The 18,216-nt window shown below is 71.9% G+C and carries 3 protein-coding genes; all 3 read left to right on the plus strand.

Going from position 1 to position 18,216, the window contains the following annotated elements; all coding sequences use genetic code 11:
- Positions 1–48 precede the first annotated feature (48 nt).
- Genes NR810_RS39575 through NR810_RS39585 form a run of 3 tightly spaced genes read left to right on the plus strand, consistent with a single transcriptional unit; the run spans position 49 to position 18,216 of the window.
- Positions 49–7,038, plus strand: coding sequence for a type I polyketide synthase (locus tag NR810_RS39575; RefSeq protein WP_257460223.1), 6,990 nt, complete (start codon positions 49–51; stop codon positions 7,036–7,038).
- A complete protein-coding gene (locus NR810_RS39580; protein WP_257460225.1) occupies positions 7,035–12,620 on the plus strand; it encodes a type I polyketide synthase in 5,586 nt (1,861 codons plus the stop codon). The genes NR810_RS39575 and NR810_RS39580 overlap by 4 nt, the downstream gene beginning before the upstream one ends.
- Before the next feature lie 16 nt (positions 12,621–12,636).
- On the plus strand, positions 12,637–18,216 hold the full coding sequence (locus NR810_RS39585; protein ID WP_257460227.1) for a type I polyketide synthase: 5,580 nt from the start codon (positions 12,637–12,639) through the stop codon (positions 18,214–18,216).

Here is an 18,216-nt window from a genome sequence, read left to right on the forward strand (position 1 = left end):
GTTCAGGTGTCGGCGCAAGACGGGTCGTTGAGGAATGGTCTGGCTGAGGTGCGGGCGCGTCTGACCGCTGCACTTTCTCAGCGGTTGGGAATTGATGCGCGTACGCTCGACGTGTGCGAGCGCTTCAGCCGGTATGGGCTCGACTCACTGAAGGCCACGGGGTTCATCGCCGAGGTCGGTGCGATGCTCGGGCGCTCGTTGTCTCCCACACTCGTCTGGGAGTATCCAACCCTCGAGTCCCTGGCCCGGTATCTCGCCGGAGAGCAGGGTCCCTCGGCCGCGCGGCCCATTTCCCGTGCTTCTTCGGCGGATGAGCCCATCGCCATCGTCGGTCTGGCATGCCGCTATCCCCAGGCACCGGATCCCTCTGCGTTCTGGCGTCTGCTCGCGGGTGGGCGTGATGCCATCACGGAAGTCCCTCCCGAGCGGTGGGACGCCGAGCGGCTCTATGATCGCGACCTCTCCACGGCCGGCAAGGCGAACACCCGCTGGGGTGGCTTCCTCGAGCGGGTGGATGGGTTCGATCCCCTCTTCTTCGGCATCTCGCCCAAGGAGGCGCTCCACATGGATCCGCAACAGCGGCTCATGCTGGAGCTGACCTGGGAGGCGTTGGAGGACGCGGGGATCGCCGCGGAGCGCCTGCAGGGCTCGCCCACGGCCGTTTGCTTCGGGGTGATCTGGACGGATTACGAGACGCTGTTGCAGCGGCTCGGTTTGCGGCGCATCTCCCAGCACACGGCGACCGGGTTCCACCACAGCATCATCGCCAACCGCGTTTCCTATGTGCTGGGTCTCCGGGGCCCGAGCCTCGCCATCGACACGGCGTGCTCCTCCTCGCTCGCGGCGGTGCACCTGGCGTGCGAGAGCCTGCGCAGGGGCGAGTCGACGCTCGCCCTCGCGGGCGGCGTGAACCTGAACATCGCGCCCGACAGCACGGTGGGCATGTCCAAAGTTGGTGCCCTCTCGCCCGATGGGCGCTGCTTCACCTTCGATGCGCGCGCCAATGGGTACGTGCGCGGCGAGGGGGCGGGCGTGGTCGTGCTCAAGCCCCTCTCCCTGGCGATCGCGGATGGCGATCCCATCTACTGCGTCATCCGCGGCGGCGTCATCAACAACAACGGCGGCAGCAACGGCCTCACCGCGCCCAACCCCAAGGCCCAGGAGGAGATGCTCCGCCAGGCCTATGCGCGCGCGGGCATCGAGCCCTCCGAGGTGCAGTACGTCGAGGCGCATGGCACCGGAACGCAGCTCGGAGACCCGATGGAGGCCCGGGCCCTGGGCGAGGTGCTCGGAGCGGGGCGGCCCGCCGACAGGCCGCTGCACATCGGCTCCTGCAAGACGAACATCGGCCACCTGGAGGCCGCCGCGGGCATCGCGGGGTTGATCAAGGTCGCCCTGTCCATCAAGCACCGCGCGCTCCCACCGAGTCTCCACTTCGAGATTCCCAACCCGCACATCCCCTTCGCGGAGCTGCGTCTGGAGGTCCAGCGCACCCTCGGGCCCTGGCCCGAGCCGGAGCGGAAGCTCGTCGCGGGAGTCAGCTCCTTCGGCTTCGGCGGCACGAACTGTCACGTCGTGGTCGAGGAGCCGGACGCGCCCCGGGCGGAGCTCGTGCCCCTGTCGGGCGAGACTCCGGAAGCCCTTCGCGAGGCGGCGCGGCGGCTGCTCGAGCGCCTCGACGGCCCCGGGGAGCTGGTGCCCCTGTCCGAGCTGTGCCGCTCGGCCGTGGCCCACGTCGGCGGACATGCGCATCGCCTAGCGATGACCGTCCGCTCTCGAAAGGAGCTCCGGGAGCACCTCACGGGCTTCCTTCGCGGTGAGCCCAGGGCGGGGCTGTCGACGGGGCAGGTGGAGTCCGAGCACGCCCGGAAGCCGGTCTTCGTCTTCTCGGGGCAGGGCTCGCAGTGGCCCGGCATGGGCCGGGCGCTGCTGCGGACCGAGCCGGTGTTCCGGGCCGCGTTGGAGCGGTGCGATCGGCTCGTCCGGGAGCACCTGGGCTGGTCCCTGCTGGCCGAGCTGAGCGCCGATGACGCGGCGGCACGGCTGGGGCGCATCCACGTCGCCTTCCCCGCGGTCGTGGCACTGGAGATCGCGCTGGCGGCGCTCTGGCGCTCCTGGGGGATCGAGCCCGCCGCGGTGGTGGGCCACAGCATCGGCGAGGTCTCGGCCGCGCACGTCGCGGGCATCCTGAGCCTCGAGGACGCCATGCGTGTCATCTGCGCCCAGGGGCGGCTGCTGAGCCGGCTCAGTGGCCGGGGCGCGATGGGGCTCGTGGGGCTTTCCTGGGAGCAGTCCGCCGAGCTCCTGGCCGGTTACGAGGGCCGGCTGTGCCGCGCCATCGACGCGAGCGTGGACTCGACGGTGCTGGCCGGTGAGCCGGACGCGCTCGCCGAGGTGTTCGCCACCCTGCGGCGGCGAGGCGTGTTCTGCCGCCAGGTGGAGACCGACGTGGCGGTGCACAGCCCGCAGGTCGAGGTGCTGCGCGGCGAGCTCTCAGAGGCCCTGCGGGGACTCCGTCCCGGCCGCGCGCTCATCCCCATTCTCTCCACGGTCACGGGCTCGCCGCTCGAGGGCGAAAGCTTCGATGCTGCCCACTGGGCGAAGAACTTCGCGGAGCCCGTGTTCTTCACGGGCGCGCTCTCCCACGCGCTCCGCGAGGGGCACCGCACCTTCCTGGAGGTCGGCCCGCACCCGATCGTCAAACACTCCATCGAGTCGACCCTGCGGCATTCCGGCCAGCAAGGGCTCGTCGTGCCGACCCTCCGCCGGCAGGAGGACGAGCGGGGCGTGATGTTCGACACGCTGGGGGTCCTGTATGCCCGGGGTCAGCACGTCCGGTGGGAGGCGCTCTTCACGGGAGGCACGGAGGAGGGGACCGCTCCCGCCCATGAGGAGCCGGTGCGGGTCCTGCCGCTGTCGGCGCGCAGCCCCGAGGCGCTGAAGTCGCTGGCCGCGGCCTACCGTGACTTCCTGGGTGACGGCGCGGCGCGGGGCGCGACACTCGAGGACATCACCTACACGGCGGCGGTGCGGCGGAGCCATCATGCCCATCGCCTGTCGGTGGTGGGCAGCTCGCGGCGGGAGCTGGCCGAGGCACTGGATGCCTTCGCACGGGGCGAGGCCCGTCCCGGTGTGAGTCAGGGCCGGGTGGGTCCCGAGGGGCGGGCCCGGGTCGCTTTCGTCTTCCCGGGGCAGGGGTCGCAATGGCTCGGGATGGGCCGCCAACTCCTGCGCGAGGAACCGGTCTTCCGGGCGGCGATCGAGTCTTGCGAGCGGGCGATGCGGCCCCACGTGGACTGGTCCCTCACGGAGGAGCTCGGCGCGGACGAGCAGTGCTCGCGCCTGCAAGAGATCGACGTCGTGCAGCCGGTGCTGTTCGCGATGCAGGTGGCGCTGGCGGCACTGTGGCGCTCGTGGGGCGTCGAGCCCGATGCGGTGGTGGGCCACAGCATGGGCGAGGTGGCCGCGGCGCACGTGGCGGGCGTGCTCGGTCTGGAGGACGCGGCGCGGATCATCTGCCGTCGCAGCCTCCTTCTGCGCCGCATGAGCGGGCAGGGGGCCATGGCCGTGGTGGAGCTCGGCCTGGAGCAGGCCCGCGAGGCGCTGGCCGGCTACGAGGCAAGGCTCTCCATTGGCGTGAGCAACAGCGCCCGCTCGACGGTGCTCTCCGGAGACACCGAGGCCCTGGAGGATCTGCTGCGGCGGCTCGAGGGCCAGGGCGTCTTCTGCCGCCGGGTGAAGGTGAACGTCGCCTCCCACAGCCCGCAGATGGATCCGCTGAAGGAGGATCTCCTGCGCGCGCTCGAGGGAATCTCTCCCCAGCGCGCGGCGGTGCCCATCTACTCCACGGTGACGGGGCGGACGGGCGATGGGAGCGACTTCCATCCGTCCTACTGGGTCAGCAACCTGCGCGAGCCGGTGCTCTTCCATGGCGCCGTCGAGCGGCTGTTGGAGGACGGCCACGGCGTGCTCCTCGAGGTGAGCCCGCACCCCGTGTTGCTCGCCCCCATCGAGGAGACACTGCGCGAGTCGAAGCGGGACGGGCTCGCGCTCGCCTCGCTGCGGCGACAGGCGCAGGAGCGGCGGAGTCTGCTGGAGTCACTCGCGGCGCTGTACGCGCGGGGCGGCTCCGTCGACTGGCGGCAGCTGCACCCCTCGGGGGGGCGCGTCGTCGCGCTGCCCATGTACCCGTGGCAGCGGGAGCGGTATTGGCTCGTGGACGACGCGGCGGCCGCTTCACGGCACGTGAGCGCCGCGCGCGAGGGCGGTCCGGGGCATCCCCTCCTGGGTGGCTCGCTCTCCTCATCCGTGCAGCCCGGCACCTACTTCTGGGAGCGGGCCGTGAGCACGGAGGCGTTCCCGTACCTCTCCGACCACCGCGTGTGGAGTGAGATCGTCTTCCCGGGCGCGGGCTACGTGGAGATGGCCCTCTGCGCCGGAGCGGAGGTGCTGGGCGAGACGGGGCTCGTGCTCGAGAATGTTTCGCTCAGCGAGATGCTCACGCTCGCGCCGGATGGGGAGCGGAGCGTGCAGGTGGTGCTGAGCGAGGAGGGCGCGGACCGGGCCTCCTTCCAGATCTCCAGCCGGGCCGCGGGTGACAAGACCTGGCGCAAGCACGCGGAGGGAAGTCTGCGCCGGGAGGAGGGCGCCGCCCTGGAGCTGACCGCGGCGCCCGGGGTGCTGCGGGAGCGCCTGGAGGTGGAGGTCTCCTCCGAAGTGCACTACCAGCGCAGGCAGGAGCAGGGCCTCGAGTACGGCCCCGCGTTCCAATCGCTGCGGCAGCTCTGGCGGAGCGCGCGCGAGGGGGTGGGGCGCCTGGAGCTTCCCGAGCAGGTGTCCTCCGAGAGCGGGGCGTATCGACTCCATCCCTCGCTCCTGGATGCCTGCCTCCAGGTCGCGGTGGAGCTGGTCTCTCCGGCGGAAGCGGTGCCGGCGAAGGTGGGGACCCACGTGCCGGTGGGGCTCGGGCGGATGCGGCTCCTCCAGCGGCCCGGGCGTGCGGCCTGGGTGTGGGTGAAGGCCCTGGGTGATGCGTCCGCGAGCGAGCGGGAGCACGCCTTCGACATCCGGCTCCTGGATGAGCAGGGCCATGTGCTGATGGAGCTCGAGGGGCTGCGGGTCTACAGGCTCGAGGCGGGCGCCGCGGTACGCAAGGAGCTCGGCGAGTGGACCTACCAGGTGGAATGGGAGGCGCAGCCGCTGCCGGCGGAGCCGCAGTGGACGGCTCGCTCGCCGGGGAACTGGTTGATTCTCGGCGATGGCGGTGGCGTGGGCCGGCGACTGGCCGCGTTGCTGCGGGAGCGTGGCGAGACCTGCGTGCTCGTTTCCCCGGGCGAGTCGTTCGGGGACGCGCTGGGGGCGGGAGCGCCTCCGTGCCGCGGAGTGGTGCACCTGTGGAGCCTCGATTGCGCCTCGAATGACGCGCTCACGCCGTCGACGCTGGAGTCCGCGCGGCGGCTCGGCACCACCAGCGTGCTGCACCTGGTGCAGGCGCTCTCGCGGGCCGGCTGGAGGGATCCACCCCGGCTCTGGCTGGCCACGCGCGGCGCGCGCTCCGTCGGCAAGGCGCCGGAGCGGGTCAATGTGGCCCAGGCTCCGCTCTGGGGTCTGGGGCAGGTGCTGGCCCTGGAGCAGCCCGAGCTGCGCTGCACCCGCGTGGATCTCGAGGGTGACGCGGACGCGTGCGCCCACGCGCTGTTCCGGGAGCTGTCGTCCACGGCGTTCGAGGATCAGGTCGCATGGCGTGGTGGCACGCGGCTCGTGGCGCGGCTCGCTCGGGCGGCGGACGCGTTGGCCGCCAGGGATCCGGCGACATTGCTCCGCGCCGACGGCACCTACCTCATCACGGGAGGGCTCGGCGGTCTGGGTCTCGAGGTGGCGCGCTGGCTCGTCACGCATGGAGCACGTCACCTGCTGCTGCTCGGGCGCCGTGCCCCATCGGCGGAGGCCGAGCGCACGCTCGCGGAGCTGCGCCAGGCAGGCGCCCGGGTGGAGCCCTTCCAGGCCGATGTCGCGATCCCTGGGGACGTGGCGCGGGCGCTGGCTCGGGTAGACGAAGCGATGCCGCCGCTGTGCGGTGTGTTCCACGCGGCGGGCCTCCTCGAGGACGGTCTGCTGCTCAACCTCACGGAGGAGCGCTTCGCGTCGGTGATGGCGCCCAAGGTCCAGGGCACCTGGAACCTCCATGCCCAGACGCGTCATCTGCCGCTGGAGCACTTCGTGCTCTTCTCCAGCGCGACCTCCCTGCTGGGCACCCCGGGTCAGGCGAACTACTCCGCGGCCAACGCGTTCATGGATGCGCTGGCCCATGCCCGCCGGGCGGAGGGCCTGCCCGCGCTGAGTATCAACTGGGGCACCTGGACGAACGTCGGCCTCGCGGCGGCGCAAGCCAACCGCGGAGAACGCCTCGAGGCACGTGGCCTGCGTGGAATACCGCCGGACAAGGCCCTCACGGCGCTCGGCATGTTGCTGGGGCAGGCCCGTCCGCAGGTGGGCGTGATGGCGCTCGAGCCGAGGCAGTGGCTGGGGTTCTACCTGGCCGCGGCGCAGTCGCCTTTCTTCACGCGCCTGTCCCAGGAGCGCGCCGGCAGGTCCGCCGTGGAGCCGGGGCGGAGCCGGATCCGCGAGCGGCTCGAGGCCGTCCGTGGCTCCGAGCGCCGTGCCCTGCTCGAACAGCTCCTGCGCGAGCAGATCGGCGGAGTGCTGAGGATGGCGCCGTCGCGCATCGAGCCACGCACCCCGCTGGGGAGCCTCGGCCTCGACTCGCTGATGAGCATGGAGATCCGCAACCGCCTGGAGGCGGAGCTGGGGCTGAAGCTCAGCGCGACGCTGGTCTGGACCTACCCGACGCTCGCCGCGCTCACCCCCTACCTGGCGGAGAAGCTGGGGCTCCCCTTCGAGGACAAGGACGAGGAGCCCCGGGCCGCGGCGGCTCCTCCACCGGCCGCGCCGAGCGCCGGGCCGGGCAGTGAGATTGACGAGATGTCGGAAGAAGAAGTCGAGCGACTGTTCGCTCAGAGGATGGCGCAGGGCAAATGACGAGCTTCGCCGAAAAGATCGCGCAGTACTCCCCCAAGCGGTTGGCGCTCCTCGCGATGGACCTCAAGTCCCGGCTCGATGCCGTGGAGGGCGCGCGTTCGGAGCCGGTGGCCATCATCGGGATGGGGTGTCGCTTCCCCGGCGGTGGGACGGATCCGGAGTCGTACTGGAACCTCCTGTGCAACGGCGTGGATGCCGTCACCGAGGTGCCTCCCTCGCGGTGGACCCGTGAGGACATGGCCCGGCTGGATCCCGAGGCCCTGGAGAAGCTGGGGGCGCGGTGGGGCTCCTTCATCGATCAGGTGGACCGGTTCGACGCGGACTTCTTCGGGATCTCGCCGCGCGAGGCGCACCGGATGGATCCGCAGCAGCGCATCCTGCTCGAGGTGGCGTGGGAGGCGCTGGAGCGCGCCGGGCAGGACATGACGCGGCTCGCGGGCAGCCGCACCGGCGTGTTCGTGGGGCTGTACAGCGATGACTACGCGCTGCTGCAGATGGGCAACCCCTCGGCCCGGGACGCGAGCAGCGTGACGGGGTCGCTCAACTGCGTGGTGTCGGGGCGCCTGTCGTACCTCCTGGACTTCCAGGGACCCTGCCTCGTCGTGGACACCGCGTGCTCGTCGTCGCTGGTGGCGCTGCACCTGGCCACCCAGAGCCTTCGCAACCAGGAGTGCTCGATGGCGCTGGCGTGCGGCGTCAACCTCATCCTCTCGCCGCATTCCTCGAGCAGGGTGTCGCGGGCCCAGGCGCTCGCGCCGGATGGGCGCTGCAAGACCTTCGATGCGCGCGCCAACGGCTTCGTGCGTGGCGAGGGCTGCGGCGTCGTCGTCCTCAAGCGCCTGTCGGATGCGATCGCGGCGGGGGACCCCATCCTCGCGCTCGTGCGGGGCTCGGCCGTCAACCAGGACGGCAAGTCGGCGGGGCTGACCGCGCCCAACGTGCTTGCCCAGAAGGCGCTCATCCGCCAGGCGCTGCACAGCGCGGGCCTGGAGCCTTCCGACATCGACTGTGTCGAGGCGCATGGGACCGGAACCTCTTTGGGGGATCCCATCGAGATGGAGGCGCTCCAGGAGGTCTACGGCAGCGGGCGCTCCGCGCAGCATCCGCTCGTCGTGGGTGCGGCGAAGACCAACATCGGCCACCTCGAGTCGGCTGCGGGAATCGCGGGCGTCATCAAGATGGTCCTCTCCCTGAGGCACCAGGCCGTCCCTCCGCTCGCGCACTTCCAGCGGCTCAACCCGCGGATCGATCTCGGCGACGCACCCATCACCCTCCCGACGGCACTCCACCCCTGGCCGGCGAGGGAGGACAGGAAGCGCCGTGGCGCGGTCAGCTCGTTCGGCATCAGCGGGACGAACGCGCACGTGATTCTCGAGGAGCCCCCCGCGGCTCAGGCGGCGCCGGCCGCCCACGCGTCCGGTGCGCACCTGCTGCCGCTGTCGGCACGCTCTCCCTCCGCGCTCCAGGATCTGGCCCGGAAGTACGCGGAGTACCTCGTGTCGTCGCCGGAAGTGTCGCTCCGGGATGTCTGCTACACGGCGGCGCTCCGGCGGACGCACCATGAGTACCGCCTGGCCGTCTCGGGAGAGTCCCCGGCCGTCATCGCCGGGAAGCTCCGGGAGCTCGCGACCGGAGGACCCGCTCCGGCCCGGAAGGGCACGGACGAGCGGCGCAAGGTGGTCTTCGTGTTCCCGGGCCAGGGCTCGCAGTGGCTCGGCATGGGGCGGCAGCTCCTCGAGCAGGAGCCGGTCTTCCGTGAGGCCCTCGAGCGCATCGACGAGGCCATGCGGCCCCATGTGTCGTGGCGGCTGCTCGACGTGCTCCGGGCGCCGTCCGAGTCGTCGCGGCTCCAGGAGATCGACGTCGTGCAGCCGGTCCTGTTCGCCATGGCCGTGGCGCTCTCGGCGCTCTGGCGCTCGTGGGGGATCGAGCCCGACGCGGTGGTGGGACACAGCATGGGCGAGGTGGCCGCGGCGCACGTGGCGGGCGCGCTCAGCCTGGAGGATGCGGCGGCCGTCATCTGCCTCAGGAGCCGGCTGCTCAAGCGCATCAGTGGCCAGGGCGCGATGCTGGCGACGGAGCTGTCCCTCGCGGAGGCGAAGAAGGCCCTCGTGGGGCGCGAGGAGCGTGTCGCGATCGCGGTGAGCAACAGCCCGACGTCGACGGTGCTGTCCGGAGATGCCGCGGCGCTCGAGGAGATCCGTGGCTCGCTCGAGGCCCGCAATGTGTTCTGCCGGTGGGTGAAGGTCGACGTGGCGTCGCATAGCCCGCAGGTCGATCCGCTGCGCGCCGAGCTGCTCGCCGCGCTCTCCTCGGTTCGGCCGAAGCCCTCCTCCGTGCCCATCGTCTCGACCGTCACCGCCTCCGTCTGTGATGGCTCCGGCTTCGATGCCGCGTACTGGGTCCGCAACCTGCGCGATCCGGTGCTGTTCTCCACGGCCGTGCTCGAGCTCGTCCAGGGCGGACATACGGTCTTCATGGAGATGAGCCCGCACCCGATCCTGCTGCCCGCCGTCGAGCGGTGCCTGCAGCACGCGGACCGTGAGGGCCTGACGCTCCCGTCCCTGCGGCGCGAGGAGTCCGAGCGGGCGGTGATGCTGGAGTCTTTCGGCGCGCTGTACAGCGCGGCCTGGCCCGTGGAGTGGACCCGGCTCTTCCCGGAGGGCGGGCGCATGGTCCCGCTGCCGACGTATCCCTGGCAGCACAAGCGGTTCTGGATCGACGCAGTGGTGTCGCCCGTCCTGCCCGCCGCCGAGCACGTGACGTCCCTGCGTGGCCGGCCGGTGAGCGTGGCGCATGGAATCGACGGTGAGATCTTCGAGCTGGAGCTGGGCAGTACCTCGCTGCCGTGGCTCGGCGCGCACCGGTTGGGAGGCGTCGCCGTGGTTCCAGCCTCGGCCCTGGCCGAGCTCGGGCTGAGCGCCGCGGCCGAGGCCCTGGGGACCGGGCCTCGCGAGCTTTCGGACGTGGAGTTCGAGCGCGCGCTGGTGTTGCCGGAGACGGAGCGGCGCGTCGTGCAGGTGCACGTCTCGCCGGCTTCCGGTGGCCGGCACATGTTCCAGATCCACAGCCGCTCGGCGGGTGGCGCGGCGGGCAAGGCGGGGTGGGTGAGGCATTGCCGGGGCCAGTTGCGGACCGTGAGCGCGCCTTCGGGCACTCCGGTGGTCATCGATGCGGTGCGCTCGCGCTGCGCGCAGCAGGTATCGGGGCCAGCCATCTACGAGGAGCTCGAGCGTCGCAACGTCCAGTACGAGGCTCCGCTGCGGACGCTCGGCGAGGTCTGGAGGCGGCCGGGAGAGGCGCTCGGGCTCGTCGCGCTCGGGCCGGAGCTCGTCCAGGAGTCGGTGCGCTACCAGCTCCACCCGGCCCTGCTGGACGCGGGGCTACAGACCCTGGCGCTCGCGATCGCGGCGGAGGCGGAGGGGGCCGCGCTGTTCATGCCCCTGAGCATCGAGGCGATCGAGTGTGTTCCGGGCCGTGCCGACGTGAAGTGGGCCCATGTGTCGCTCGCGCCCGCGGCCAGCCCGGACGAGCGGGTGGGCACGCTGGAGTTGCTGGATGGAGAAGGCCGCAAGGTGGCCGCGGCGCGCGGGGTGCGGCTGCGGCGTGTCGCGGCCGAGCGGCTCCTCGAGGTGCTGGGCGAGGCCCGCTCGCAGGACTGGTTCCATGACGTGGCCTGGGAGGCCCGGCCCGTCGGAGCGGCCCAACCGGGGCCCGCGGATTGGATCGTGTTCCTCGACCGGAGCGGATGGGGCACGGCGCTCGTGGAGGCGATTGGCCGTCAGGGCCACCCGTGCGTCACCGTGACGGCGGGGACGTCCTTCCAGCGGCTGGACGCGCGGCGCTTCGTGGTGGACCCGAAGCGGCCCGAGGACATGGAGCGCCTGCTGCGCGAGCTGCCGGCACTGCCTCCAGGACACGAGGGCCGCGCCGTCTACCTGTGGGGCCTCGATGCGATGCTCGACGAGCAGGGGGTCACACCGGAGTCCTCCGGGGCCGCGCTGCATCTGGTGAAGGCACTCATGGGCTCACCCGGGCGCGCGCGGCTCTGGGTGGTGACCCGTGGCGCCCAGGTCACCGGTTCGGGGACCGAGCGCGTGTCGTTGGCGCAGGCGCCGCTCTGGGGCCTGGGCCGGGTCGTGTCCCTTGAGCAGCCCGACGTGTGGGGCGGCCTCATCGACCTGGAGCCGGGGAGCACTCCCGATGAGAGCGCCGCGGTGCTCCGCGAGATCTCCGCTTTCGGCGGGGATGGTGAGGATCAGCTCGCGTTCCGCGAGAAGCGCACGCTCGTGCCCCGCCTCGTTCGCGGGCGGGTGGATGCGCCAGTGGAGCCGCTGCGCCTGCGTCCGGACGCGGCCTACCTCGTCACCGGCGGCCTGGGAGGGCTGGGCCTGAAGGTGGCGCGGTGGCTGGTGGAGCGGGGGGCGCGGCACCTCGTGCTGCTGGGCCGGAGTGGCATCTCCGACGTGGGGGATGCGGCCTCGGCGCGGCGCCGCGAGGGAATCGAGTCGCTCCGCGCACTCGGCGCGTCCGTCACCACGCTGGCCGCCGACGTGGCGGATCGCGCGAGGATGGCGGAGCTCCTGCGCGAGGTGGCCGCGACGCTTCCCCCGTTGCGAGGGGTGATCCACGCCGCCGCGCTCCTGACGGAGTGCCGCCTGGAGGACATGGACCAGGCGGCCATGGCGGCGATGCTGCGCCCGAAGGTGCTCGGCTCCTGGGTGCTGCACGAGCTGACGCGTGAGCTGGGTCTCGACTTCTTCGTGATGTTCTCGTCGACGTCGACCCAGTGGGGCGCTTCGGGTCTGGCGCACTACGCCGCGGGCAACCAGTTCCTCGAGGCGCTCGCGCATCACCGCCGGGCCCTGGGGCTGCCCGCCACTACCATCCACTGGGGGACGTGGGACCAGATTGGCGGGGAGCGTGCCGAGGGCGAGCGGGACTTCGCGCGTTTCGGAATGAATCCCATGTCGTCGGAGCGGGCGCTCGACGCGATGGGCCAGGTGCTGCGGGCGGGGGTGAGCCACAAGACCGTCGCATCCGTGAACTGGTCGGCGTTGAAGCCGCTCTGGGAGGCCCGGCGCCGCCGGCCCTTCCTGCGGCAGGTGGGCGAGTCCTCGCCAACGCCGGGCGCGGCGTCCTCGCGGGCGCGGTGGCTCGCGGAGCTCGAGTCGCTGCCTCCGGCCCGCCGGTTCGACACGCTGGTGCAGCGCATCCAGGCCGAGGTGGGGCGGATCCTCGGGTTCCCATCCTCCGAGCTGCCGCCCGCGGAGCGGGGGTTCTTCCAGATGGGCATGACCTCGCTGATGTCCGTGGAGCTGCGCAACGCGCTGCAGCGGGGCCTCGACAAGGAGCTGCCCGCGAGCCTCGCGTTCGATCACCCCACCGTGCTCGCGCTGGCGAAGCGCCTGGCCGGGAGTGTCACCGCGGTGGAGATCCCACTGCCCACCGCCGCGGCGGCCCAGGAGTCACGGCCGCAGACCGCTCAGGCGGAGATCGGCGATCTCGCCGAGCGCCTGTCGCAGGTGGCGGGGCTGTCCGACGAAGAGGTCGAGCGGTTGATTGCACAGAAGCTGAGCTGAATCGGGCACGACTGCGATGAGCAAGGAATTCTACGAGAAGATCGCGAGCCTCCCTCCCAAGAGGCTCATGCTGTTGGCGCTCGAGCTGCATTCGGAGAGCGAGGCGCTCAAGCGCACGCGTTCGGAGCCCATCGCCATCGTGGGTACGGCCTGCCGCGTACCGGGCGGTGCGCGGACGCCTGATGAGTTCTGGCGCCTGCTGTACGAGGGCGTGGACGCCATCACCGAGGTGCCGCGCGATCGGTGGGACGCCGAGGCGCTGTTCGATCCCGACCCCAGCAAGCCGGGCCGTACGTACGCGCGCTGGGGAGGATTCATCGACGGCGTGGATCGCTTCGACGCCGCGTTCTTCGGGATCTCCCCTCGGGAGGCCTCGCGCATGGATCCCCAGCAGCGGCTGCTGCTCGAGGTGGCGTGGGAGGCGCTCGAGCGCGCGGGGCAGCCGCCGGATCAGCTCTCCGGAAGCCGGACGGGCGTGTTCCTGGGCATCATCGGGAGCGACTACGCGCAGCTCCAGGCGCGGCAGCTCGCGGGGGCCACCGACATCTACCATGTGACGGGCACGTCACTGAACGCGGCCGCTGGCCGGCTCTCCTACACGCTCGGCCTCCAGGGGCCGTGCATGTCCATCGATACGGCCTGCTCGTCGTCTCTGGTGGCGCTCCACATCGCCTGTCAGAGCCTGCGCAACCGCGAGTGCGACATGGCGCTCTCCGCTGGCGTCAACCTCATGCTGACGCCGGACGCGACGATCGCTCTCTCCAGCAGCCGGGGGCTCGCACCCGATGGGCGCTGCAAGACCTTCGATGCCTCCGCCAATGGCTTCGTGCGCTCCGAGGGCTGCGTCGTCCTCGTGCTCAAGCGGTTGTCGGATGCGCTGGCCCAGGGGGACGAGATCCTCTCGCTCATCGTCGGCTCGGCGGTGAACCAGGATGGCGCCAGCAGTGGTCTGATGGTGCCCAACGGCCCGGCGCAGGAGCGGGTCATCGAACAGGCGCTGGCGAGCGGTGGGCTCAATCCCTCGCGGATCTCCTTCGTCGAGGCACACGGGACGGGGACCTCGCTGGGTGATCCCATCGAGCTGCAGGCGCTGGCCCGCGTGCTGGGGGCGGGGAGGAGCGCGGAGGCCCCGCTCGTGGTGGGGTCGGTCAAGACGAACGTCGGGCACCTGGAGGCGACGGCGGGGCTCACGGGCGTGCTGAAGACGGCGCTCGCGCTGCGCCATGAGGCGATTCCTCCGAACCTGCACTTCAAGCGCCTCAACCCGGACATCGTTCTCGAAGGCGTGCCGGTGGCCATTCCGACCGAGCCCCGCGCGTGGCCGCGAGGCGAGCAGCCGCGCCTGGCGGGAGTGAGCGCGTTCGGCATCAGCGGCACCAACGCACACGTCATCCTGCAGGAGCCGCCCGTGCAGGCTCCTCAACCTCCGCTGCCCGCACGGGGCGCGGAGCTCCTCGTGCTCTCGGCGCGTGGGCCGGAAGCGCTCCGGGCGATGGCCGGGAGTTACGCGCGCTGGTTCGCGGAGCATCCGGACGTGGCGCTTCGCGAGGCCTGTGCCACGGCGGCCCTGTCGCGCACCCATCATGATCACCGCCTCGCGCTCGTGGGCCGCACGCATGCCGGGCTCGTGGAGACGCTGGAGGCGTTCTCGCGCGGAGAGCCAGTCCCGGGGGCCACCATCGGCCGCAAGTCGGGGTCGGCTCGCCGTCGCGTGGTCTTCGTGTTCCCCGGCCAGGGCTCTCAGTGGTTGGGCATGGGCCGGAAACTCCTCGTGGAGGAGCCTGCGTTCCGTACCGCGCTGGAGCGTTGCGACGAGGCCATCCGGACCTGCGCGGGCTTCAGCGTCCTCGAGCAGCTCGCGGCCGATGAGGGCCGCGGCCGTCTCCATGAGATCGATGTCATCCAGCCCGTGCTCTTCGCCATGGAGGTGGCGCTGGCGGAGCTGTGGCGCTCGTGGGGCATCGAGCCGGACGCGGTGGTGGGGCACAGCATGGGCGAGGTCGCCGCGGCGCACGTGGCCGGCACGCTGAGCCTGGAGGACGCCGCGAGGGTCATCTGCCGCCGCAGCCGGCTGCTGCGCGGCGTGAGTGGCCAGGGCTCCATGCTCCTGGTGGACCTGACGATGGAGGAGGCGAAGCAGGCCCTGCGGGGCTTCGAGGCTCGTGTCTCCGTCGCGGTGAGCAACAGCGTGCGGTCCACCGTCCTCTCGGGCGAGCCCGCGGCGCTCGAGGAGATCTCCGGCCACCTCAAGCAGCGGGACGTCTTCTGCCGCTTCGTGAAGGTGGACGTCGCGTCGCACAGCCCGCAGATGGACCCGCTGCGGCCGGAACTGCTCGCGGCCCTCCAGGGCATCGCGCCGCGCGCGGCTCGCGTCCCCATCTGCTCGACGGTGACGGGGGCGATGACGGATGGCGCGGCGTTCGACGCCAGCTACTGGGTCGACAACCTGCGGGAGCCGGTGTTGTTCTCGAAGGCGATCGAGCGGCTCGCGGTCGAGGGTCATGACATCTTCATCGAGCTGAGCCCACACCCCATCCTCCTGCCCGCCGTCGAGCAGCATCTGCGGCACCTCGGGCGCGAGGGCGCGGTGCTGCCGTCGCTCCGGCGTGAGGAGGACGAGCGGGGCTCGATGCTCTCCTCGCTGGGGGCGCTGTACGCCCTGGGGCACGAGGTGGACCTCCAGCGTCAGCACCCGGTGCGCGGCCGGCGGGTGGCGCTGCCCACCTACCCGTGGCAGGGCGAGCGCTTCTGGGTCGAGGCGCCAGCGCGTGCGCGCCGGGCCCGGGAGGCCGGACACCACCCGTTGCTGGGCACCCACCTGGTGCTGGCGGGGCAGGAGGGCTCGCACCTGTGGCAGACGGAGCTCTCCGCGGACAGCCCGGCGTACCTCGAGGACCATTGCGTGCACGGTGAGGTGGTCCTCCCCGGCGCCGCCTATCTCGAGATGGCGCTGGCGGGGGCGGCGGAGGCGCTGGGCCCGGCGAGCCGTGCGCTCGAGGACGTGATCTTCCAGGAGATGATGGTGCTGCCTCGCGAGGAGGCCCTCGCGGTGCAGATGAGCTTCGCGCCGGACGAGACCGGAGCGCCGCGCTTTCGGGTCTTCAGCCGGCCGGCGGAGGCGCGTGGGGCCTGGACGCTGCACGCCGAGGGGCGGATCCGTGAATGCGCCGGGGCGGAAACCTTCGCGCTCGAGGAGGCGCGGGGGCGGTGCACGGAGCGCATGGACGGCGAGACGCACTACCAGTTCATGCAGGAGCGAGGCGTCGACTTCGGTCCGAGCTTCCGCGTGTTGAAGGAGCTGTGGAAGGCGCCGGGGGAGGCGATCGCTCGCCTCGAGCTGCCGTCCCCGGTGGCCTCGGAGATGGGGGTCCATCAGCTCCACCCGGCGCTGCTGGATGCCTGCTTCCAGGTCATCAACGGGGCGGGATTGGGCGAGCGGCGGGGCGAGACGTTCGTTCCGATGGCGGTCGAGAGCCTCCGCGTTCACGGGCGCCCGGGCCGTGCGCTGTGGGGACACGCGCTCGTCCGGTCCGGCACGAGCAGCGGGGCGGGCACGGTCGAAGCGGACGTGACCCTGCTCGATGGGGACGGCCGCGTCCTGATGGAGGCCAGGGGCCTGATGTGCCGGCGCCTGGATGCGGTGCGGCGGCGCTCCGCGGACGAGATCGACCGGTGGATGTACCTGGTCGACTGGCAGGAGGAGCCGCGCGTGGAAGCCGCGCCCTCCACGGAGTCCGCGCAAGGGGCATGGCTCGTGCTCGCGGACCGTCAGGGCTTCGGCAGGACGCTGCAGGCGGTGCTGCGCGAGCGTGGCGGGTCCTGTGTCCTGGTTTCCCACGGGGAGACGTCGCGCCTCGTCGAGCCGGGCCACTACGTGGTCGATCCGTCGCGGACGGAGGGGTTCACGCGGATTCTCGAAGCCGAGTTCGGCCCCGGGAAGCCGGCGTGCCGCGGCGTCGTGCATCTCTTCAGCCTCGACGCGCCTCGGCCCGAGGAGGGGCCGGAGGCCTTGGAGCGGGCACGGTCGCTGGGGGTCGGGAGCGCGCTCCACCTCACGCAGGCCCTGGTGGCCTCGGGCTTCCGTGACATGCCCAGGCTGTGGCTGGTGACGGAGGGGGTCCACGCGGTCAAGCCCGAGGAGCGTGCGATCCACGTCGAGCAGGCCCCGCTCTGGGGACTCGGACGGGTCCTCTCGCTGGAGCATTCCGAGCTCCGGTGCTGCAACGTGGATCTCGGAGCCCTCGACGAGGCCCAGGCGCGCGTGCTCGCCGACGAGCTGCTCTCGTCGACGCCGGAGGAACAGGTCGCGCTCCGGGGCCCGGCGAGGTTCGTGGCGCGGTTGTCGCGCATGGAGCGCGGCACGGCCCCACTGGCGGAGCTTCGCTCCGATGGCACCTACCTCATCACGGGAGGACTCGGTGGCCTGGGCCTGAAGCTCGCGGAGTGGTTGGTCGAGCGCGGCGCCCGCCACCTCGCCTTGCTGGGCCGGGGAGATCCATCCGCGGAGGCGCAGCGGACCCTCGATGCGCTGCGTGCGGCCGGTGCCGAGGTCCGGGTGTGCAAGGCCGACGTGGCGGCGCGGCCGGAGCTCGAGCGGGTTCTCTCGGAGCTGGCGGCTGGGATGCCTCCGCTCCGAGGTGTCTTCCACGCGGCGGCGGTCCTCGATGACGGCGTGATCGTGAACCTCACCTCCGAGCGCCTGCGCGCGGTGATGGCGCCCAAGGTCCATGGCGCGTGGAACCTGCATGAGCTGACGGCGGCGGCGCCGCTCGACTTCTTCGTGCTCTTCGCGGCGGCTGGCTCGCTCCTGGGCTCGCCGGGACAGGCCAACTACGCGGCGGCCAATGTCTTCCTCGACTCGCTGGCGTCCTACCGGCGGGGCCTCGGATTGCCCGCGTTGAGCATCGACTGGGGCTCCTGGGCCGGGGTGGGCCTGGCGGCCGCGGCGGCCCACCGCGGCGAGCGCATCGCCCAGCGTGGCGTGGACAGCATGCAGCCGGTGCAGGCCCTCGAGGCACTGGGCCGGGTGCTGGGGAGCCCCCACGCGCGTGTGGCGGTCATGCGCTTCGATCTGCGGCAGTGGCGCGAGTTCTACCTCACGGCGGCGCAGTCGCCGTTCCTGTCACGGATTGCTCGCGAGCAGGCCACCAGCGGGGAGCGCCCGGCGGAGCGGGGCGCTTTCATGGAGACGCTCCGGGCGGCGGAGCGGATGGAGCGGGCGCGGCTGCTCGAGGCCCACCTGTGCGAGCAGGTCGGCCACGTGCTCCGGCTGGCTCCCTCGCGGATCGATCTCCAGGAGCCGCTCGGCAACCTGGGGTTGGACTCCCTGATGAGCCTGGAGATCCGCAACCGGCTCGAGGCCAGCCTGGGGGAGCGGCTCCCGGCGACGCTGGTGTGGCGCTACCCGACCGTGGCGGCGCTCGTCGAGCACCTGGCCGAGCGGCTGCAACTTCCCATCGCGAACAAGGCCGAGCAGCCCCAGGACGAGGCGGCGGCGCTCGAGGCCGAGATCGTCAACAACGTCAAGCAGCTCTCGGACGAAGAGGCCGAGGCGCTCCTCGCGGAGAAGCTCGCCGCGCTGAATGAAGAGATCTGA

Origin of the sequence: Archangium lipolyticum (assembly GCF_024623785.1) — a bacterium.
Lineage (GTDB): Bacteria > Myxococcota > Myxococcia > Myxococcales > Myxococcaceae > Archangium > Archangium lipolyticum.